This window comes from Microbacterium sp. PMB16 (assembly GCF_051294855.1).
Taxonomy (GTDB): Bacteria; Actinomycetota; Actinomycetes; order Actinomycetales; family Microbacteriaceae; genus Microbacterium.
In genome coordinates, this window is the sequence record NZ_CP145908.1 from 3,223,460 (window position 1) to 3,243,378 (window position 19,919).

The window sequence follows — 19,919 nt, forward strand, 5'->3', positions numbered from 1 at the left end:
GGAGGCATGCCGAACATTGCACTGGAACTGGGAAAGCAGATCGCGTCCTTCGGCGTGAAGAGCGCGTACGGCGAGCCGCAAGACGTCGACGGGGTGAGCATCACCCCCGTCTCGTTCACGTACTCCGGCTTCGGCGGCGGAAGCGCTGAGGGCGGAGAGGGTGGTGGCGGTGGTGGCGTCTCTATTCCCGTCGGCGTGTACGTCCGCCGCGAAGAGGGACTGCGCTTCGAGCCGAACATCGTCACGCTCCTCGTCGTCGCCGTACCCTTCGTCTGGGTCGTCGGTAAGGCGCTGACGCGCATCATCCGTGCCCTCAAGAAGTGACGACCCGGTCGCGTCGGCTCTTGGCCGTGCTGCGACGCTGATCGAGCAGGACGTGCGGTCCCTGGCGGCCGCGAACCCGGTGGTCCTCATCGACGGACGAAGCGGTGCCGGCAAGTCGTCCCTTGCTGCGCGCCTGGCTGCGCGTTGGCCTCTGGACGGGCGGGTGCAGCTCATCGCGCTCGACTCGATCTATCCGGGCTGGGACGGCCTCGACGCGGGCGTCGATCGCGCGTTGGAATGGATTCTCCGTCCGCACGGTCGTGGTTACCTCGGCACGTGGCAGCGGTGGGACTGGACAGCGGAGACGGAGGCCGAGAGTCACGCCGTCGATCCTTCCCTCGGAGTCATCGTCGAGGGAAGCGGGCTACTGACTCCGGCTACAGCAAGGCTCGGTGACGTGCGGATCTGGGTGGAATCAGGGGAGCCCGCTCGAAAGGCGCGCGCACTGGCTCGCGACGGTGAGACCTACCGACCGCACTGGGATCGGTGGGCCGAGCAGGAGCGGCACCACGTGGAACGCGACGACCCACGGGCGCTCGCGACGAGGGTGATCGAGGTTCCGTAGCCGTTCAGTCCCCGCGGCGCTCGTCGGATTCGTCGGCGGCCTGGATCAGGACTTCGAGTCGGTAGCCGAGCCAGTCGTACACGTCATGCCTGCCATCGTCGCCGCGATCGTTCTCGTCCGAGGTGATCCCCAATCTGGTGGCGATCACGAGGCGGAGGGCTGTGAGGGTGCGGAGCCAGGCGTCGATGTCATCGTCGAGGATGACGAGGTCCTGCGGCGCAAGAGCGTCTTGCTCGGAAAGCGAATCGACGTCGGCCCGGAACGGTGCGAGCGCCGCGCTCACCTTCTCGGCTTCGATGAGGCGCCGATCCAGGAGATCATCGCGTGTGCTGTCGGCGAAGCTCTGCGCTGCGGTCGCATCATCCGGGTAGGCGCTCGGCGTCAGTCGGCGGACAGCGGGATCGCCGGAGTCCCTTTCACGGATGATGTCGCGGAAGTCGTCCACGAGTCGCGCGAGATGCGCCCCCTCGATCAAGGCGAGCGGCAAGACGATGCGGTGCGAAGTCATTGCGGAGCCTTCCGGACGGTCGCCCAGAGCCCGTAGTCGTGCATCGCCTGCGCGTGCACTTCCATGGTCTCGCGTGGACCCGTCGCGACGATCGCGTGGCCGTCGTGGTGAACCGCGAGCATGAGTGCGGTCGCGCGATCGACGGAGTAGCCGAAGTAGGTCCGGAAGACCCGGACGACGTAGCTCATGAGGTTCACCGGGTCGTTCCACACCACGACCTGCCACGGCTCCATCGGGGCCGCGCTGAGGTCGAGGACCTCCTCGATCTCCGGCGTTGCGAGCGGGGTGCTCACGCCCACCCCATCTCGTGGAGCTGTTCGTCGTCGAGGCCGTAGAAGTGCGCGATCTCGTGGACGAGGGTGGTGTGGATCTCGTCGCGGAGTTCTTCCTCGGTGTCGCACTCCGCGAGATGGGGTTCGCGGAACACGACGATCCGGTCGGGGAGCTCGCCCATGCCGTACTGCGTGCGCTCGGTGAGAGCCAGGCCGTCGTAGAGCCCGAGCAGATCGAGACTGCCGTCTTCCGGACGGTCCTCGACCACGAAGATGACATTCTCCAGCCCGTCGACCATGTCGTCGGGCAGCTGATCGAGCTCGTCGATCACGAGCTCCTCGAAGGCCGCGGCATCCATGTCCATTCTGTCCAGCCTAGGGGTGGCGGGCGACGGGAGCACTGCCCGGTCAGTGCAGGAAGACGAGCAGTGCGGCGACGGCGATGAAGAGCACGCCGAAGACGCCGTTGAGGATGCGCTGACCGCGCACCGTCTGCGTCAGGCGGCGGAACGGCCGCGCGGCTGCCGCGAAGAACCCCCACATGACGATGACGTCCACGATGATGACGGTCGTGATGAGGATGAGGTACTGCGGAATCGGCGGTTGGTCGAGACGGATGAACTGCGGGATGAACGCCAGGAAGAAGACGACCGCCTTCGGATTGAGCAGGTTGACCCAGAACCCGCGGCGGATCATCGACCAATGACTCTCCCGTGAGTCGATGGGGGCAACGGTCTCGTCGACGACGACTGCCGGCCTCGAGACGATGAGTCGGATGCCGAGGAACACCAGGTAGGCGGCGCCGGCGTACCTGATTCCGTTGAAGAGCAGCTCGGAGCGTGATACCAGGAGCCCGACGCCCGCGGCGACGATGGCCACGTGGACGATGAGAGCGATCTGCTGTCCGATGATGCCCCAGATCGCGCGCCGCCAGCCCTGGTTGAGCGCGTTCGACACGGTGTTGATCGCGCCGGCGCCGGGGGTGAAGCTGATGATCACCGATGCGGTGAGAAGCGAGAACCAGACCGCGAGCGACACCAGCTCAGTCTAGAGCTCGGGCGGCGCGAGAGCGTCCATGGACCGCCGACGCAGAAGAGGCCCGAATCGCACGATTCGGGCCTCTTCACTGGGGTGAGTAACGGGACTCGAACCCGCGACATCCGGCACCACAAGCCAGCGCTCTACCAGCTGAGCTATACCCACCATGTGCCCACCGGAGCGGGCAACCAGATGAGTCTATTACATGTTCGGAGTGAACTCTGACACCGTGCGGGTCGCGATGTCCCGTGCGTCGTCGCTGGAAGGGCCCGGCTCGTCGACGAAGACCGCTTCGCGGTAGTAGCGCAGTTCGCGGATCGATTCGAGGATGTCGGCGAGCGCCCGGTGGCCGCCGTCCTTCGAGGGAGCCTGGAAGAAGACCCGCGGGTACCAGCGGCGCGAGAGCTCCTTGATGCTCGACACATCGACGTTGCGGTAGTGCAGCCACTGATCCACCTGGGGCATGTACTTCGCGAGGAACATGCGGTCGGTGCCGATCGTGTTTCCGGCGAGAGGCGCTTTACGTTCCAGCGGTACGAACCGCCGGATGTACGCGAGCGTCTGCGCCTCGGCGTCTTCGAGGGAGATGCCGAGCGGGATCTCCTCGATCAGGCCGGAGGCCTCGTGCATCTTGGTCACGAAGTCGTTCATGTGCTCCAGGGCGGCGTCGCTGGGCCGGATGACGACCTGGAACCCCGGGTCGATGGGGCGGAGTTCGAAATCGGTGATGACGACGGCGATCTCGACGAGTTCATCGACCGCGAGATCGAGCCCCGTCATCTCGCAGTCGATCCATACGAGACGATCGTTCTCGGACGCAGATACCATGCAGCCATCCTATCGACGGGCCCGACATCGGCCGCCCGGCGCGGTACGGTAGATGCACATGCCTCCGTAGCTCAGGGGATAGAGCAGGAGCCTTCTAATCTCTTGGTCGCAGGTTCGAATCCTGCCGGGGGCACTCCATACTTTGACTTTCCCTCCGCGTGCGAAACGTCGCCGTGTGATGCAGTTCGGCGTCGTCTAGGAGTAGCGCAGGGCAGCGATGGCGTCGTCAACCCGCCAGAACTCGCCGACGACGCGGAACGACCCCGTCGCGAGATGGAGGCGCTCGGCCCGGTAGCGGAGACCCAGCGGGTCGGCGGTGATGCGCAGGTGGCCGAGAACGCGCTCGTTTCGGTCTTGCACGCGCCAGAGGTGGTCGGCGGCCCGGACGAGGTGCTCGCGCGGGGAGGAGAGTCGAGGCGTCGCATACGGAACCTCGGGCAGATAGGTGGTCAAGCTGTCAGACATCGGAACTCCTTTCCTGATTCGAACATATGACCGACCACCGACATTCCGACTCGTGGTGTTGCGAGCACGGGGTGCGTCCTCGTCTGCACGTCGTGACATGAGCAGGAGTTGTCCACGGATCGCGTGATTCCGGTGATGCCGGGTCGCGCCACCGGTGCACGCTGGTGCGACCCGGGCATTCGGCTCGGACAGCGAGAGGACAGATCATGATCGACACCGTGACCATCGTGGGCAGGGTCGCCACCGAACCGACTCAGGGCCACACGGGCAGCGGTCCCGTGACCAACTTCCGCATGGCGAGCAGCCATCGACGGTACGACAACACCACGCAGACGTGGGTCGACACCGAGACGAACTGGTTCTCGGTCGCCGCATTCCGTCAGCTCGGCGAGCACGCGAAAGCATCGCTGCGGACCGGCGACAGCATCATCGTGACCGGGCGTCTGCGCATTCGCTCCTGGGAGAGCAACGGCAAGCAGGGGACCAGTGTGGATATCGATGCGGATGCGATCGGGCACGACCTCCGATGGGGCACGACGGCCTACCGCCCGCGCGCCCGTTCCGCGAACACCGAGTCCGCCTCGCGCCCGGCGTCGGTCGACGAACTTGAGTCGGACGGGGATGCAGACGAATACGAAGCTCCCGAGGGTGAGAACCTCGCCGATCTGGACCTGTCGTGGGCCGAGCCGTCCGTCGACGGAACGCTTGCGACGGCGTCGCTGCGCTGAGGCACGCGCTCTTCGCCCGCCGTGCGGACCGGTCGTCGTCGTCGCTGAGACTCCGCCCCGTAGACTCAGCACGTGCTTCGTCGACCGGTCCCCACGGCCCCGCGTGCGGCCGCCCCCTTCGTGGTCGTGGCTGCGGCGCTGCTCGTGCTGACCGGTTGCACGGGCGGTCCCGATCCTTCCGCCTCACCGAGTGCGGAGGTCTCTCCCTCGCCGACCGCGACGACGCCGGCAGGGCCGGTGCTGGTACCTGACGGAACAGCGTCCGAGAATCTGCCGCTGTTCACCAAGATCGCCGACGGCGTCTGGGCCTCAGACCAGCGAGGAGCGGGCCGAGCGTATATCGATGCCTTGATCGCGGCGGGATTCGACCGCGATGCGATGCAGGTGACCCAGGATCAGTCGACGGTCGGCAACCCCGCGGAGAGTCTGCAGTTCTCCGTGCGCTGGGGCGATGAGGAGTGCCTGATCGGCCAGGTCGGTCCCTCGACCGGGAAGGCCGTGACAGCGGTCATGCCGCAGCTCGCAGAAGGACGCTGCCTGATCGGCACGACTCGGCCCATCGACTGGTGACCCAGCTGGGGGCCGGTAGGCTGGAGTGTCGATCTTCGACGCCAACAGAAGGAGCGGTTTTCGGTGGCTGAGTACATCTACTCGATGGTGCGTGCACGCAAGGCAGTGGGCGAGAAGCTCATCCTGGACGACGTCACCATGGCATTCCTTCCTGGCGCCAAGATCGGCATGGTCGGTCCGAACGGTGCAGGAAAGTCGACGATCCTCAAGATCATGGCCGGCCTCGACACCCCGTCCAACGGCGAGGCGAAGCTGTCGCCCGGATTCACGGTCGGCATCCTGATGCAGGAGCCCGAGCTCGACGAGTCGAAGACCGTGATCGAGAACATCCAGGACGGTATCGCCATCAAGGCGAAGGTCGACCGGTTCAACGAGATCTCGGCACTCATGGCCGATCCGGATGCTGATTTCGATGCGCTCCTCGCCGAGATGGGCGGTCTCCAGGAGGAGATCGACGCCGCTGACGGCTGGGATCTCGACTCTCAGCTCGATCAGGCGATGGACGCTCTGCGCACCCCGCCTGCCGATGCCGCCATCGCTCCGCTCTCCGGTGGTGAGAAGCGCCGCGTGGCGCTGGCGAAGCTGCTTCTCCAGAAGCCCGACCTGCTTCTCCTCGACGAACCCACCAACCACCTCGACGCCGAGAGCGTGCTCTGGCTCGAGCAGCACCTGCAGGCCTACAAGGGCGCGGTCATCGCGATCACTCACGACCGGTACTTCCTCGATCACGTCGCCGAGTGGATCGCGGAGGTCGATCGCGGTCGCCTCATCGGCTACGAGGGCAACTACTCGACCTACCTCGAGAAGAAGGGTGAGCGCCTCGAAGTCCAGGGCAAGAAGGACGCGAAGCTCGCCAAGCGCCTCAAAGAGGAGCTGGAATGGGTCCGGTCGAGCGCCAAGGGTCGCCAGACCAAGTCGAAGGCTCGTCTCGCCCGCTACGAGGAGATGGCGTCAGAGGCCGAGCGGACCAGGAAGCTCGATTTCGACGAGATCCAGATCCCTGCGGGACCTCGTCTGGGCGGCATCGTCATCGACGCCAAGAAGTTGCAGAAGGGCTTCGATGATCGCGTGCTCATCGAGGGCCTCAGCTTCAACCTCCCGCCGAACGGCATCGTCGGCGTCATCGGGCCGAACGGTGTCGGAAAGACGACACTCTTCAAGACGATCGTCGGCCTCGAGCCGCTCGACGGTGGCGACCTGAAGATCGGCGAGACGGTCAAGATCAGCTATGTCGACCAGTCGCGCTCGAACATCGATCCCGACAAGACCCTCTGGGAGGTCGTGTCCGACGGGCTCGACTACATCACGGTCGGCAAGACCGAGATCCCTTCGCGCGCCTATGTCTCGAAGTTCGGCTTCAAGGGACCGGATCAGCAGAAGAAGGCCGGCGTCCTCTCCGGTGGAGAGCGGAACCGCCTCAACCTCGCCCTCACCCTGAAAGAGGGCGGCAACCTGCTGCTCCTCGACGAGCCCACCAACGACCTCGACGTCGAGACCCTCAGCTCGCTCGAGAACGCGCTGCTCGAGTTCCCCGGCTGCGCCGTGGTGATCACTCACGACCGGTGGTTCCTCGACCGCATCGCGACCCACATCCTCGCGTACGAGGGCACCGACGAGAAGCCTGGCCAGTGGTACTGGTTCGAGGGCAACTTCGAGGCGTACGAGGAGAACAAGATCGAGCGCCTCGGACCGGATGCTGCGAAGCCGCACCGTTCCACGCACCGCAAGCTCACGCGCGACTGAGCTTGCCGTGTCCGAGACGACGCAAGGACCCCGTCTGCACATACCCATCCACCTGCGGTGGGGAGACCTCGACGCGTTCAACCACGTCAACAACACCTCGATGCTCAAGCTGCTCGAAGAGGCGCGGGTCCGCGCGTTCTGGCGGGCCTGCCGGGGAGGAGGCACCGTCCACCGCGGTCCTCGACTCGGGGATCGACGAGGGCATCCTGACGCTCATCGCGCGTCAGGAGATCGAGTATCTCGCGCCGGTGCCCTACCAGCGGCGTCCGCTCGAGGTTCAGATGTGGTTCGGCAAGCTCGGTGGCTCGAGCGTCGAGGTCTGCTACGAGGTGCACAACGACCCGACGGCGGAACCACGGGTGATCTACGCACGTTCGACGGCCGTGATCGTCCTGGTGGACGCGGCATCCGGTCGGCCCACGCGACTGACGCAGGAGATGCGCGACGCCTGGGAGCCGTTCGTCGGCCCCTCGATCGAGTACGCGCACCGCTAGGCGCGATCGAGTCGACCGTCCTCGGTGGTCACGGAAGCCGCCGCAGCAGGAGAGTGCGACCGGCGCGCGGACCGAGATCACGCCGGAGGGCCGGTCGCACCGGTACCTTCGACCTGTGCCCTCACGCCGCAGGTTCCCCGCCGCCACCTCGCCGGCGGCGCGCGCACGCTACGCGAAGCGGCGGAAACGCCGCCTCGACCAGGTCGACAACGACCTCACCCCCGCGCAGTGGGGCCGGCTCGTGTCGGCCTGGGAAGGGTGCGCCTACTGCTTGAGGCAGGGGCTGCCTCTCCAGCGCGACTGCGTGATGCCGGTCTCCCGCGGCGGACGCTACACACTCGAGAACGTCGTTCCCGCGTGCGCGTCCTGCAACGCGAGCAAGAGCAACAGCGAGGTCACCGGGTGGCTCCGACGCAAGAAGCTCGATGAGCGGAACTTCCTGCTCCGCCACGCGACGATCCTTCCCACGCTCGTCGGCGATTAGGCGTCCGGAACCCGGATCATGATCTCCTGGGCGACGGTGGCGACCAGTGCGCCATCGCGCGAATAGATCCGGCCCGTTGCGAGGCCGCGACCACCGCGGGCGTTCGGCGACTCCTGGACGTAGAGCAGCCACTCGTCCACCCGCGCCGGACGATGCCACCACATCGCGTGATCGAGGCTCGCGACCTTGAGCCCTGGCAGCGTCCAGTGCACGCCGTGGGCGCGCAGGATCGACTCCTGAATCGTCATGTCACTGAGATACGCGAGTGCGGCGCGGTGCAACCGCTGATCGTCGGGAAGCGGCGCACGCATCCGCATCCACACACCCTGGTGGTTGACGCGCTCGTCGTCGCTGGGCAAGTACAGCGGTGAACCGATGTGCCGGATGTCTGCGGCACGCTCGCTCAGCATCCGTGCTGTACCGGTGGGGAGCCCGTCGACACGTTCCTCATCAGGCGTGAGGTCCTCCGGCGCCGGTACGTCAGCGGGCATCGGCTCGGCGTGCTCCACGCCAGGGTCGCCGTCCTGGAAAGACGCGATCATGGAGAAGATCGGCACCCCGTTCTGGTACGCCTGCGAGCGGCGCGTGGAGAACGAACGACCGTCATGGATGCGGTCGACGGCGATCGTGATGCCCTGCGATGCGTCGCCCGGGCGCAGGAAGTAACCGTGCATCGAATGGACGGCGCGATCCTCCGGGAGGGTCCGCTCGGCAGCGATGAGGCTCTGCGCCAGCACCTGGCCGCCGTAGATGCGACCCGTCGGCATCGGATGGGACGCTCCGACGAAGATGTCCTCCGTCGTCCGCGCCTCCGTGACGTCGAGGTCGAGCACGTCGAGCAGTCGCTCGACGGTCTGAATGGCGTGGTCGTCCGCGTCCATGGATTCCTCTCCGCGACCCGCAGGCGCCGCTCCGTTGGTAGTTTAGAGCGCGTGCCGCATCACCTTCTCCTCGCCGACCCGGACACCGCGAAGGACGTTCTGACCTTCGTCGGCCGGGCGACCAGGATCACCGATGACGGTGTCAGGCTGCAGGCGGCGAACGGTGTTCTCGCCCTCACGGCCGCCGCCCTCGCTCCGCACGGACTCTTCGACCAGACCCCGACCATCCTCGCGATGCGCATCGTGCACGTCGACCCCGAGCTGGAGTGCGACATCGTCGTGGACCAGCTGAGCGCCACGGATGAGCCGCATCGCCTCGTCCTCCCCGAGACCGGACTCTCACCCGCGTGGGCCGGCATCGCCCCGCCGCGCGGTGCATGGGAACCGGTGACGACGCTCCCAGCATCCGTCGTCGCACAGCGGGCCCAGTGGGGCATCTCGGCGGTCGCACGTGGCGCGACGCCCGGTTCTGGTGAAGAGGCCGTCCGAGCACTGCGCGCGGCCATCTGGGGCGAGCCCGACGACGATCTCGGCGGTCTCCCGCGCGGAGTCGCCTTCGCCGCAGACGCGCTGGGGTTCATCTCCGGCGAAGAGCAGGTACCCGTCACGCGGTCCGGGCGCTGGACCCGCCTCGCCTTCCGCCGTGGTCATGTACTCGCCCGTGGACCTGTGGCGACCGGCCTGACCGCCGTCCGTGGCACGGGAACAGCCGACTAGGGTCTCCCGCGCATCCGCCGCCTGAGCGCCGCGGGGACGACGCGGAGGGCGACCACCCGGCTGACGATGGCACTGATCCCACCGAGGACGAGCACAAGCCCGAGAACGTCGAGCAGCGGGAAGAACCACAGGTCGGTGACCCAGTACTTCCCGTCGATCGCTCGAGGCATCGCCGGCGTCAGCGGTACGAAGAGTCCCAGGACGATCGCCAGACACAGCGGAAGCATCCGCAGCAGCACACGAGGACGCCGGGCGGCCCGGCGGCGCACCGCCCACCGCGGCCCGCGGCCGATGGTGATCGCCAGCAGCACGAGAGCGACGAGCGTCAGGCCGAGGAGGATCGCGTTCACGACATCGAGCGCGTTGAGATACGGAGTCTGGATCGCACCCTCGGCGCCCGCGATCAGGTTCCTTGCGAGCTCATCGGGAGCACCAGGACCGTTGGTCAACACGACCGCTGCGGCACCCGTGTCCGGGACGAACACCATCGCCGCAGCGAACGTCGCCAGGGTGCCGCCGCGGGCGATGAGTGCCCGCGGATGTCCTTCACTGGCGCCACGACTCTCCCAGCCGAGCGCGGACGACCCGGCGGCAGGCTGAGCCTGATGCAGCTCGGACAGCAGCTCCGCATCGAGCACATCAGCGCCGATCTCGCCCTGGTTGAAGTCGATCCACCGCAGCATGTCGTCAAGCGTCGACACGACTCCACTGCTCCCACCGCACTGCCCTGGCATCTCCGGCATGACGTAGCTGACGCCCAGGACGACGGAGTAGCCCTCCGTGAGGTGGTCGACCCGCCCGTCGCATCTGTCGACGCTCTCGGTGTCCGCCATGCCCAGCGGACGGAACAGACGCGATTCGAGGAACTCCGCCAACGACTCACCCGAGATGACCTCGATGATACGCGCAGCGAGAGAGAAGTTCGTGTCGTGATACTCGACTGTCGTGCCGGAATCTGCCGTGAGACGCCGGTTGCGGAGTTCGGCGACGACCTCTCGAGCGGTCCCGTGCGCGGGGAGCGTGAACTCGTCGACGGTCCCCAGCGAGAGCCCAGAGGTGTGCGACAGCAGTTGTCGAACGGTGATCGCTTCGTGGCGCGGATCAGCCATCGTGAACTCGGGCAGCACGTCGACGACGGGCTCGTCGAGCGCGAGCGCGCCATCCTGCACGAGCAGCATCACCGCTGTCGCGGTCATCGACGTGCTCATCGACGCGACCCGGAACGGCGTGCGCGAGGTGATCGCGGCGCCCGCGCCATCGCGTCCGGAGAGGACGGTCTCGGTGCCGGCTCCGGTCACGAGAGCGGCGGCGATGCCCGGTGTATCGAACGCTTCCGTGTACGCACGGACCGCGGCCGTCGCGTCGGCACCCTGAGGTGCGGAGGCAGGGCCGCTGACGGCGATGGAGACGACGGGCAGCGCACCGATGAGGAAGAGAGCGGACACCAGTCCGACGGTGTGGGAGACGCGCACGTCCCTCACAATAGGCAGCGCTCACGACACCTGCGCGGGCGGAACCAGGATCGTCGGGATACCCCGAACAGGTCTGAGGGGGCTCCCGATGCGCGTGACCGGGATAGCCCGGTCAACCAGCAGCCGCGCGACCCGCCTGCCTTCCGGAGAACAGGCACCCGCCGAGGAACGTGCCCTCCAGCGCGCGATATCCGTGCACCCCGCCACCGCCGAAACCGCTGGCCTCACCTGCCGCGTAGAGGCCGGGAATCGGCGCTCCCGCGTCGTCCAGTGCGCGCCCGTCGAGGTCGGTGTTGATACCGCCGAGCGACTTCCGCGTGAGCACGTGCAGCTTGACGGCGATGAGGGGCCCCGCCGCAGGATCCTGTAGACGATGCGGCGCGGCCGTGCGGATCAGCTTGTCGCCGCGATAGCTCCGCATCGACCGCAGCATGCCGATCTGCGCGTCCTTGGTGAAGTCGTTGTCCATCTCGCGGTCGCGGGCGAGGACCTCGCGCCGGACGTTGTCGATGTCGAGGAATTCGCCACCGGGATGGCGCTGCATCTGCTCGAGGAGCGTCTCCAGATCCGCTTCGACGATGAAGTCCTCGCCTTCGTCGAGGAATGACTGCACGGGGCCCGTCGGTCCCTTGGCAAGGCGCGACTTGAGCAGCAGGCCCACGTCCTTGCCGGTGAGATCGGGGTTCTGCTCGCTGCCCGAGAGAGCGAACTCCTTCTCGACGATCTGTCGCGAGGTGATGAACCAGGAGTGATCGTGACCAGTCGTGCGCAGATGCGCCAGCGTGCCGAGAGTGTCGAACCCGGGGAAGAGCGGCACCGGCAGCCGGGCGCCGGTGGCGTCGAGCCAGAGCGACGAGGGCCCGGGAAGGATGCGGATGCCGTGCGACGGCCACACCGGATCCCAGTTGGTGATGCCCTCGACGTAGTGCCACATCCGATCGCCGTTGATCAACCGGGCGCCGGCCGCTGCGCTGACGGCGTGCATCGAGCCGTCGACGTAGGCGGGGACGCCGGTGAGCATGTGTTCGGGCGGAGTGCCCAGACGAGCGGGCCAGGCCGCGCGCACGAGGTCGTGGTTGCCGCCGATGCCGCCCGACGCGACGATCGTGGCTCCGGCGCTGATCTCGAACTCGTCGATGACGTCGCGCGAAGACTCTTCGCCGCGGCGTGCGCCGCTCGTGGACAGGACATCGCCGCGCGCGCCCGTGACCGCGCCGTCGGTGACGATCAGCTCGGAGACGCGGTGGCGGGGGAGGACCGTCAGGTGTCCCTCCCGTTCGCCCTGTTCGACGGCCGCCGCGAAAGGCGCGACGATGCCGGGTCCCGTGCCCCAAGTGATGTGGAATCGGGGGACCGAGTTGCCGGGTCCGATGGCGCCGTAGCCGCCTCGTTCCGCCCAGCCGACCACGGGGAAGAAACCGACGCCGCGTTCGCGCAGCCAGGCGCGCTTCTCACCGGCCGCGAACTGCAGATACGCCTCCGCCCACTTACGGGGCCATTCGTCTTCCGGACGATCGAACGCGGCGTTGCCGAACCAGTCCTGGGTTGCGAGCTCGAGGGAGTCCTTGATGCCGAGTCGGCGCTGCTCCGGGGAGTCGATGAAGAACAGCCCTCCGAACGACCACCAGGCCTGGCCGCCGAGATTCGTGCGTGGCTCCTGATCCAGCAGAATGACGCGGCGGCCCGCAGCAAGCGCCTCGGATGCTGCGACGAGTCCGGCCAACCCCCATCCGATCACCAGGACATCTGCGGACAGGGGCGTCTTCGTCATGAGTTCTCCGTTGATACCTGACTGGATCGTGCCTCGAGGGTGGGGCGTCCGGCGGGCTGGGTCCCGATCCCCGACGGCTCGAATGTGTTCACCATGGCATGCGCGGCGCGCTCCAGGTAGTCCCAGAGCGTCGATTCGTGGAGGGGCGACAACTGGGCCTCGTCTACGGCGGTCCGCATGTGACGGAGCCAACGATCCCGCGCATCCGGATCGACGTGGAAAGGCATATGGCGCATGCGGAGGCGCGGATGCCCACGGGTCTCGCCGTAGGTCGTCGGGCCGCCCCAGTACTGCTCGAGGAACATCAGCAGCCGCTGTTCAGCAGGCCCCAGGTCCTCTTCCGGGTACATCGGCTTGAGCACGGGGTCGAGCGCGACCTCGCGGTAGAAGACCGAGACGATCTTCGCGAACGTGTCATGCCCGCCGACCTCGTCATAGAAAGTCACTTCGAGGTGCTCCCGTCGTCGGTCGGCTTCTTGCGGCGCCAGATCCCGCGATCGGGGATCACCGGGACGCCGGTCACGGCGTTCGGGCGCGTGCGCGGCGGATTCGCTCCGCGCACACGACGTGCGCCGTCGAGCCCGGTCGGCACGACATCGACGAGGCTCGGCACCGCGATGCTCTTGTCGATGAGGGCAGCGCGGAGCCGTCGGCGCAGCTCCTGAGCGACATCGTCCTTCGCGTTCGCACGCGTCTTGACGACGATGCGGACGACCAGGGCGTCGCCGCCGATCGATTCGAGGCCCCAGAGCTCGGGCTTCTCGATGATGCGGGTGCGCCACTTGGGATCTTTGGCGAGTCCCTGCGCCGTCTCCAGCATCGTGTGCTCGACCAGTTCCAGATCGGAGTCGGCGGGCACACCGATGTCGATGATGGTGCGGGCCCAGCCCTGCGACATGTTGCCGATGCGGGTGACCTCGCCGTTGCGGACGTACCAGAGGGTGCCGTTCACATCGCGCACCTGAGTGATGCGCACGCTGACGTACTCCACCACGCCGCTCGCGAGGCCGAGATCGACGACGTCGCCGATGCCGATCTGATCCTCGGCGACGATGAACATGCCGTTGAGCACGTCCTTGACGATGTTCTGCGCCCCGAAGCCGAGACCGGCGCCGACGGCGGCGGTGAGGAGCGTCAGGGAGCCGAGGAGGCCCGGAGAGAGAGCGCTGACGACGAGCACGAGCGCGATCACGACGAGCATCACGTTGACGATGTTCTGCAGGATCGAGCCGAGGGTGCGCGTGCGCTGCACCAGCCGCATGTCGGCGAGCGGCGATCGTTCGAGGGCCTGGGTGTCGTCGACATCCGCCTTGTTCTTCGCGCTGTCGACGATGCGGTGCACGACGCGGCGGATGACGACGCGCAGCACGAAGCCGATCACGATGCAGCTCACGATGATGATCGCGACGGCAAGCGCCTTCATCCCCACGTCGCCGAGCACGACCAGAACCTTCTCCCACAGGTCGGGGAGCGGAGTTTCCTTGGGAGGGTCGGACACAGTGAGTGGGATCATCATCACCGCCGATTCTAGCGATCGGGCCTCTGCGCAGGCTGGAAGCGCTGCAGCAGAGGCCCGATCACAGGGGTCGAGAGATCAGTCCTCGGCGTCGCGGGACTGTGCGGCCAGGGCGCGCTCCACATCCGCCAGGTTCTCCAACACGAGGCGGCGGAGCGCCGGGGCAGCATCCTGGTGCGCGGACAGCCACCCTCGGGTCGCGTCACGCAGTGCGATGTCGGCGAGCGCCGTCGGGAACAGTCCGACGACGAGGTACTGAGCGATCTGGTACGAGCGCGACTCCCAGATGGGCAGCAGCATGTCGAAGTACTTCGGGACGAACTCTCCGAGCACGGCAGTACCGGCGGGATGCACGAACCCGAGGGCTGCCGACCGGACGATCGTGTTCGGGGCGTCGTCGCGTTCGATCAGCGAGGCCCAGGCGACCTGCTTGGAGGCGGAGTCGGGGAGTGCGGCACGTGCCTGAGCGGCGAACTCGCCGCCCTTCGCGGTGTTGTCTGCGGCCAGCGCGGCATCGATGGTGGCAGCATCCGTCGCACCGATCGTGGCGAGGCCGTAGAGCAGCTGCCAGTTCAGGTCGGCGTCGATCTCCAGACCAGGCAGGGTCTCTTCGCCGGAGCGCAGTCGGCCGACGATGCCGGCGTGCTCGGTCGTGACGAGAGCACTGGCGAACGCCGTGACGAACTGGAGCTGGCTGTCGCTGCCGGCGTCGGCCGACTCGGCCAGGGCCCAGAGACCGTCGGCGACCTTCAGGCGGGCCGCCTGCCGGTCCTCCGGTGCGACGTACAGGGTGGCCGCGGAACGCAGCTGCGCGAGGGTCGTCCGGACGGTGGTCGACTCCGTCTCGCGGCCGATGTTGCCGAGGACGAGGTCGATGTAGGCGGATGCCGGGGTCTCGGCGTCGCGGGTCTGATCCCAGGCCGCGCCCCAGACCAGCGAGCGGGCCAGCGGGTCGTGGATGTCGGCGAGGTGGGCGATCGCGGTGGCGAGCGACTTCTCGTCGAGGCGGATCTTCGCGTAGGCGAGGTCGTTGTCGTTGAGCAGGACGAGATTGGGGCGCTTCAGACCCTGCAGCTCGGGCACCTCGGTGCGGTCGCCGTCGACGTCGACCTCGACGTAGTGCGTGCGGGTGAGCGAGCCGTCGGTCAGCGTGTAGAAGCCGATGCCGAGGCGGTGCGGGCGAATCGTCGGGTAGTCGGCCGGGGCCGTCTGCGTGACGGCGAACCGCGAGATCGTGCCGTCGCCCGACTCGGCGATGACCGGTTCGAGCGTGTTGACACCCGCGGTCTCCAGCCACTTCTTCGACCACGTGCTCAGGTCACGGCCGCTGGTGGCCTCGAGCTCCGTGAGCAGGTCGCTCAACTCGGTGTTGCCCCAGGAGTGCTTCTGGAAGTACTGCGAGACACCGCCGAAGAAGGCCTCGATGCCCACCCACGCGGCGAGCTGCTTCAGGACCGAGCCGCCCTTCGCGTAGGTGATGCCGTCGAAGTTGACCTGCACGTCTTCGAGGTCGTTGATCTCGGCCACGATCGGGTGCGTCGAGGGGAGCTGGTCCTGGCGATACGCCCAGGTCTTCTCCATGGCGTTGAACGTGGTCCACGCTTCGGTCCACTCGGTGGCCTCGGCGGTGGCGATGGTCGACGCCCATTCGGCGAACGACTCGTTGAGCCAGAGGTCGTTCCACCACTTCATGGTGACGAGATCGCCGAACCACATGTGCGCGAGCTCGTGCAGGATCGTGACGACGCGGCGCTCCTTGACGGCGTCGGTGACCTTGCTGCGGAACACGTAGGTCTCGGTGAAGGTCACCGCGCCCGCGTTCTCCATCGCGCCCGCGTTGAACTCGGGGACGAAGAGCTGGTCGTACTTCGCGAACGGGTAGGGCACGCCGAACTTGGACTCGAAGTACGCGAAGCCCTCACGCGTCTTGTCGAAGATGTAGTCGGCGTCGAGATGCTGCCACAGGCTCTTGCGACCGTAGACGCCGAGAGGGACCACGCGACCGGATGCACTCGTGAGCTCCGAGAACGTCGCCTCGTAGGGCCCCGCGACGAGGGCGGTGATGTAGGACGAGATGCGGGGCGTGGGCTCGAAGCCCCAGGTGGCGAACTTCTCGGTTCCCGAACCTGCCGAGTCATCGTGGATGATGGGCTCGGGCGTCGGCGAGTTCGACACGACCTTCCACGCGGCGGGCGCGGTGACCGTGAACTGGAAGGTGGCCTTGAGGTCGGGCTGCTCGAACACGGCGAACACACGGCGCGAATCCGGCACCTCGAACTGCGAGTAGAGATAGACCTCGCCGTCCACCGGATCGACGAAGCGGTGCAGCCCCTCGCCGGTGTTGGTGTACTCGCAGTCGGCGTCGACGACAAGCACGTTCTCGGCCTGGAGGCCGGAGAGAGCGATCCGGGAGTCGGCGAACACCTCGTCGGGGTTCAGGAGCTCGCCGTTCAGCGAGATCTCCCGCACCTCGCGCGCGATGAGATCGATGAAGGTGAAGCTCTCGGGGGTCGCGGTGAAGCGCACCACGCTTCGCGAGCCGAAGACCTCGGCACCCTTGGTCAGATCGAGTGCGATCTCGTACGACTGGGTGTCGACGACGTCGCGGCGCTCCTGCGCTTCGATGCGGGTGAGGTTCTCTCCAGGCACAGCTGTACTCCCAGGGGTGAGGGGATGTCACCGGAGTCGGGCGCAGTTGGCGCCCACGGCAACCCTGACAGCCTACGCCAGAGGGGCGGGCACCCTCACTCCGCAGAGGTGAAAGGATGGAGGGGTGACTGTGACCGAGCCGCCCGTTGTCCCCTTTGCCTCGTCCGCTGCCGCAGGCGGCGCCCCGTTCGTGACCGTTCCCGTCGCGTACGACGGGATCCTGCTGGCGGGGTTCGGCGGTCCGGAGGGGCAGGAGGACGTGATCCCCTTCCTCCGCAACGTGACCCGGGGGCGCGGCATCCCGGATGAGCGCCTCGAGGAGGTGGCCCATCACTATCGTCACTTCGGCGGCGTCAGCCCCATCAACGGCCAGAACCGGGTGCTGAAGTCGGCGCTGGAGGCAGCACTGGCCGCACGCGGCATCGACTTGCCGGTGTACTGGGGAAACCGCAACTGGGCCCCTTACCTGGACGAGGTCGTCGCCGAGGCGTCCTCGCAGGGGCACAACACCCTCCTCGCCTTCGCGACCAGCGCCTACAGCTCGTTCTCCAGCTGCCGTCAGTACCGCGAGGACTTCGCGCGGGTCCTCGAGGAGACCGGTCTGGGTGACACCGTCACGATCGACAAGATCCGTCCCTTCTACGACCACCCCGGTTTCGTCGAGGCCTTCGAGCGCGGTGTGCGCGAGGCCGTCGAAGCCTTCCTCGCCCAGGGAATCGCGGCTGCCGACATCCAGATCCTGTTCTCGACGCACAGCATCCCGACGGCCGACGCCGAAAGGTCCGGCGCGCGCGACATCGATTGGGGCGAGGGTGGCGCCTACGCGGCGCAGCACCTCGCTGTGGCGGCCTGGGTCATGGACAGCGTCCGACAGAGCATCCCCGAGGCGGCGGACGTGTCCTGGGAACTCGTCTACCAGTCTCGTTCGGGTCCTGCCTCGCAGCCGTGGCTCGAACCCGACGTCTGCGATGTGATCGCTGAGCTGCCCGCCCGCGGGCGCAAGGCCGTCGCCGTGGTTCCCGTCGGATTCATGAGCGACCACATGGAAGTGCTCTGGGATCTCGACACCGAAGCGGCAGAAGCGGCGGAAGAAGCGGCGCTGGCGTTCACTCGCACACCCACTCCCGGTGTGTCTGCATCGTTCGTCGACGGGATCGTCGATCTGATCGAGGAGCGGTTGCAGGGACGCCCGAACGCCGAGCGTCCGCACGTCACGTCTCTACCGGGAGGTTTCGACGTCTGTCGGCCCGGATGCTGCGAGAACATCCGCGCGGGGTTCAAGCCCGCCGCCGCCGGCGTCGCCCCCTGACCTCACGCGCACTCTCGTCCACTTCTAGGATGGGAGCCATGCGCATCCACATCGCCACCGACCACGCCGGTCTGGACTTCTCCACGCAGTTGCAGGACCATCTCCGTGCCGCGGGCCACGAGGTCGTCGACCACGGTCCGATCGTCTACGACGCGTTGGACGACTATCCCGCTTTCTGTATCCGTGCGGCCCAGGCGGTCGTCGCCGACCAGACGTCGGGCGTCGAAGCGCTCGGCGTCGTCTTCGGCGGTTCGGGCAACGGCGAGCAGATCGCGGCGAACAAGGTCCAGGGCGTTCGGGCGGCACTGGTCTGGAACCTGTCGACGGCGGAGCTTGCCCGCGAACACAACGATGCGAACGTGATCTCCATCGGAGCACGCCAGCACACGTATGACGAGGTCACCTCGTTGATCGACCGGTTCATCGGGACGCCTTTCTCCGGGGATGAGCGACACGTCCGCAGGATCGGCCAGATCGCCGATTTCGAACGCGATGGCTCCCTGCTTCCGGATCCGAGGAGCTGACATGCCCGAGGGCCACTCCGTTCACCGGATCGCACGGCAGTTCGACCGCAACTTCATCGGGAAGACGCTGCACGCGTCGAGTCCGCAGGGGCGGTTCGCCGAAGGCGCTGCCGTTCTCGACGGACGAGCGGCTGTGAGCGTGAAGGCCGTGGGGAAGCAGATGTTCCTCGAGGCGGAGGGCGACCTGTGGCTTCGGGTGCATCTCGGCCTCTACGGCGCCTGGGACTTCGCGGGCGAGATCCTCCTGGATCCCACGATCGCCTCGGCCAATGGCCGGATGGGTCAGACCAACCAGCGCGGAACGGTGCTGGACGATCCGATCCTCGACGACGCGGGGGAGAACTCGCTGTCCTCGATCGGTGCACCGCGGCGCACCCGCGTCCACGTGCGGATGTCCGAGCAGACGAAGGGCCTCGCCGACGAAGGGCTCGAGTGGCCTCCGCCGATCGTCGGTCAGGTGCGCCTGCGACTCATGACCGACATCACGGCGGCCGACCTCCGCGGTCCGACGGCCTGCGTCCTGCAGACGCCGGAGGAGATGCTCGCGACCGTCGCCAAGCTGGGGCCCGACCCGTTGGTGGGCGATCCGATCGAGAATGAGGAGCGCTTCGTCCGCGCTGTCCGCAAGACGCAGACCGTCATCGCACTGCTGCTGATGGATCAGTCGGTCGTGAGCGGCATCGGGAACGTCTACCGCGCCGAGCTGCTCTACCGTCACCGCCTGAACCCGCACACCTCGGGCCGCGACGTTCCGGAGGATGTTCTGCGCGCGATCTGGCACGACTGGGTGCGTCTGCTCGCTATCGGCGTCGAGACCGGCCAGATGATGACGATGGATGACCTCTCGCCCGAGGACTATCGCGCGGCCATGGCGAGTCGCGATGATCGCCACTGGGTCTACCATCGCGCGGGTCTCCCCTGCCGGGTGTGCGGCACCGAGATCGCCCTCGAGGAGATCGGCGCACGCAAGCTCTACTGGTGCCCTCGCTGCCAAGCCTGACGGACGATTCGGCCGACACGCGGCGGTCGTTCGGGACTCGACTCCCTTTCCTGTGAATAGG

The 19,919-nt window shown here is 67.1% G+C and carries 22 protein-coding genes, 2 tRNA genes and 1 pseudogene; 12 read left to right on the top strand and 13 right to left on the bottom strand.

The annotated features are described in order from the left end of the window. The first annotated feature begins 6 nt into the window (after nt 1-6). Together V5D55_RS15405 and V5D55_RS15410 are read left to right on the top strand one after the other, a co-directional pair. Nucleotides 7-324, top strand: a complete 318-nt coding sequence (locus V5D55_RS15405; protein WP_435744618.1) for a hypothetical protein — start codon at nt 7-9, stop codon at nt 322-324. Continuing rightward, nucleotides 308-889 (top strand): hypothetical protein, encoded by a 582-nt coding sequence (locus tag V5D55_RS15410; protein WP_435744620.1) that lies wholly within the window; start codon nt 308-310, stop codon nt 887-889. The genes V5D55_RS15405 and V5D55_RS15410 overlap by 17 nt, the downstream gene beginning before the upstream one ends. Before the next feature lie 4 nt (nt 890-893). Here V5D55_RS15410 and V5D55_RS15415 read toward each other — a convergent pair whose 3' ends face one another. The 6 genes from V5D55_RS15415 to orn all read right to left on the bottom strand — a co-directional run bounded on the left by V5D55_RS15415 (nt 894) and on the right by orn (nt 3,535). After that, nucleotides 894-1,397: a DUF2017 family protein gene (locus tag V5D55_RS15415; protein WP_435744622.1), complete on the bottom strand. Its 504-nt coding sequence runs from the start codon at nt 1,395-1,397 to the stop codon at nt 894-896. Beyond that, nucleotides 1,394-1,630, bottom strand: a complete 237-nt coding sequence (clpS, locus tag V5D55_RS15420) for an ATP-dependent Clp protease adapter ClpS (protein ID WP_435749321.1) — start codon at nt 1,628-1,630, stop codon at nt 1,394-1,396. The genes V5D55_RS15415 and clpS overlap by 4 nt, the downstream gene beginning before the upstream one ends. A gap of 56 nt (nt 1,631-1,686) precedes the next feature. Then, the gene (locus V5D55_RS15425; protein WP_435744624.1) at nt 1,687-2,034 is read right to left on the bottom strand and encodes a metallopeptidase family protein; all 348 of its coding nucleotides are present in this window, start codon (nt 2,032-2,034) and stop codon (nt 1,687-1,689) included. A gap of 43 nt (nt 2,035-2,077) precedes the next feature. Then, nucleotides 2,078-2,707 (bottom strand): LysE family transporter, encoded by a 630-nt coding sequence (locus V5D55_RS15430; protein ID WP_435744626.1) that lies wholly within the window; start codon nt 2,705-2,707, stop codon nt 2,078-2,080. Between the two features lie 89 nt (nt 2,708-2,796). After that, nucleotides 2,797-2,872 (bottom strand) — tRNA-His (locus V5D55_RS15435). 36 nt (nt 2,873-2,908) lie between these two features. Beyond that, entirely contained in the window at nt 2,909-3,535 is a 627-nt protein-coding gene (orn, locus tag V5D55_RS15440; RefSeq protein WP_435744628.1) for an oligoribonuclease, read from the bottom strand. Nucleotides 3,536-3,595: 60 nt separating this feature from the next. Between orn and V5D55_RS15445 the strand changes: the two genes are divergently transcribed. After that, a tRNA-Arg gene (locus V5D55_RS15445) sits at nt 3,596-3,668 on the top strand. 62 nt (nt 3,669-3,730) lie between these two features. Here V5D55_RS15445 and V5D55_RS15450 read toward each other — a convergent pair. Further along, complete coding sequence (locus V5D55_RS15450; RefSeq protein WP_435744630.1) at nt 3,731-4,000, bottom strand: hypothetical protein; 270 nt, start codon at nt 3,998-4,000, stop codon at nt 3,731-3,733. A 206-nt stretch (nt 4,001-4,206) separates the two neighbouring features. Between V5D55_RS15450 and V5D55_RS15455 the strand changes: the two genes are divergently transcribed. From V5D55_RS15455 to V5D55_RS15475, 5 genes and pseudogenes are all read left to right on the top strand, one after another. Further along, a complete protein-coding gene (locus V5D55_RS15455; protein WP_435744632.1) occupies nt 4,207-4,728 on the top strand; it encodes a single-stranded DNA-binding protein in 522 nt (173 codons plus the stop codon). A gap of 72 nt (nt 4,729-4,800) precedes the next feature. Continuing rightward, the gene (locus tag V5D55_RS15460; protein WP_435744634.1) at nt 4,801-5,298 is read left to right on the top strand and encodes a DUF6993 domain-containing protein; all 498 of its coding nucleotides are present in this window, start codon (nt 4,801-4,803) and stop codon (nt 5,296-5,298) included. A gap of 63 nt (nt 5,299-5,361) precedes the next feature. Beyond that, nucleotides 5,362-7,041, top strand: a complete 1,680-nt coding sequence (ettA, locus tag V5D55_RS15465; protein WP_435744637.1) for an energy-dependent translational throttle protein EttA — start codon at nt 5,362-5,364, stop codon at nt 7,039-7,041. Between the two features lie 7 nt (nt 7,042-7,048). Beyond that, nucleotides 7,049-7,535: pseudogene (locus tag V5D55_RS15470) on the top strand (acyl-CoA thioesterase). Nucleotides 7,536-7,650: 115 nt separating this feature from the next. Continuing rightward, nucleotides 7,651-8,019 carry an HNH endonuclease gene (locus tag V5D55_RS15475; RefSeq protein WP_435744639.1) on the top strand — a complete coding sequence of 123 codons (369 nt, stop codon included), beginning with the start codon at nt 7,651-7,653 and terminating at the stop codon, nt 8,017-8,019. Here the strand turns inward: V5D55_RS15475 and V5D55_RS15480 are convergent. After that, entirely contained in the window at nt 8,016-8,900 is an 885-nt protein-coding gene (locus tag V5D55_RS15480; RefSeq protein ID WP_435744641.1) for an acyl-CoA thioesterase, read from the bottom strand. The genes V5D55_RS15475 and V5D55_RS15480 overlap by 4 nt on opposite strands. A gap of 51 nt (nt 8,901-8,951) precedes the next feature. On the opposite strand from V5D55_RS15480, the gene V5D55_RS15485 reads away from it, so the two are divergent. Next, nucleotides 8,952-9,617, top strand: coding sequence for a hypothetical protein (locus V5D55_RS15485; RefSeq protein WP_435744643.1), 666 nt, complete (start codon nt 8,952-8,954; stop codon nt 9,615-9,617). Here V5D55_RS15485 and V5D55_RS15490 read toward each other — a convergent pair. From V5D55_RS15490 to pepN, 5 genes are all read right to left on the bottom strand, one after another. After that, entirely contained in the window at nt 9,614-11,089 is a 1,476-nt protein-coding gene (locus V5D55_RS15490) for a serine hydrolase domain-containing protein (protein ID WP_435744646.1), read from the bottom strand. The two genes, V5D55_RS15485 and V5D55_RS15490, sit on opposite strands and share 4 nt — an antisense overlap. Nucleotides 11,090-11,201: 112 nt before the next feature. Next, entirely contained in the window at nt 11,202-12,860 is a 1,659-nt protein-coding gene (locus tag V5D55_RS15495; protein WP_435744648.1) for an FAD-binding dehydrogenase, read from the bottom strand. Further along, nucleotides 12,857-13,306, bottom strand: a complete 450-nt coding sequence (locus V5D55_RS15500) for a globin (RefSeq protein WP_435744650.1) — start codon at nt 13,304-13,306, stop codon at nt 12,857-12,859. Before V5D55_RS15500 ends, V5D55_RS15495 begins: the two co-directional genes overlap by 4 nt. Continuing rightward, on the bottom strand, nt 13,303-14,373 hold the full coding sequence (locus tag V5D55_RS15505) for a mechanosensitive ion channel family protein (RefSeq protein ID WP_435749322.1): 1,071 nt from the start codon (nt 14,371-14,373) through the stop codon (nt 13,303-13,305). Before V5D55_RS15505 ends, V5D55_RS15500 begins: the two co-directional genes overlap by 4 nt. Nucleotides 14,374-14,454: 81 nt before the next feature. Beyond that, the gene (gene pepN / locus V5D55_RS15510) at nt 14,455-17,025 is read right to left on the bottom strand and encodes an aminopeptidase N (RefSeq protein WP_435744652.1); all 2,571 of its coding nucleotides are present in this window, start codon (nt 17,023-17,025) and stop codon (nt 14,455-14,457) included. Nucleotides 17,026-17,149: 124 nt separating this feature from the next. Here pepN and V5D55_RS15515 point away from each other — a divergent pair, with 124 nt between their 5' ends. From V5D55_RS15515 to V5D55_RS15525, 3 genes are read left to right on the top strand one after another with little or no spacing between them, the layout of a single operon-like run. Then, on the top strand, nt 17,150-18,334 hold the full coding sequence (locus V5D55_RS15515; RefSeq protein WP_435744654.1) for a ferrochelatase: 1,185 nt from the start codon (nt 17,150-17,152) through the stop codon (nt 18,332-18,334). A gap of 38 nt (nt 18,335-18,372) precedes the next feature. Then, nucleotides 18,373-18,858, top strand: a complete 486-nt coding sequence (locus V5D55_RS15520; protein ID WP_435744656.1) for a ribose-5-phosphate isomerase — start codon at nt 18,373-18,375, stop codon at nt 18,856-18,858. 1 nt (nt 18,859) lies between these two features. Beyond that, nucleotides 18,860-19,858: an Fpg/Nei family DNA glycosylase gene (locus V5D55_RS15525; RefSeq protein WP_435744658.1), complete on the top strand. Its 999-nt coding sequence runs from the start codon at nt 18,860-18,862 to the stop codon at nt 19,856-19,858. Nucleotides 19,859-19,919: the final 61 nt, after the last annotated feature.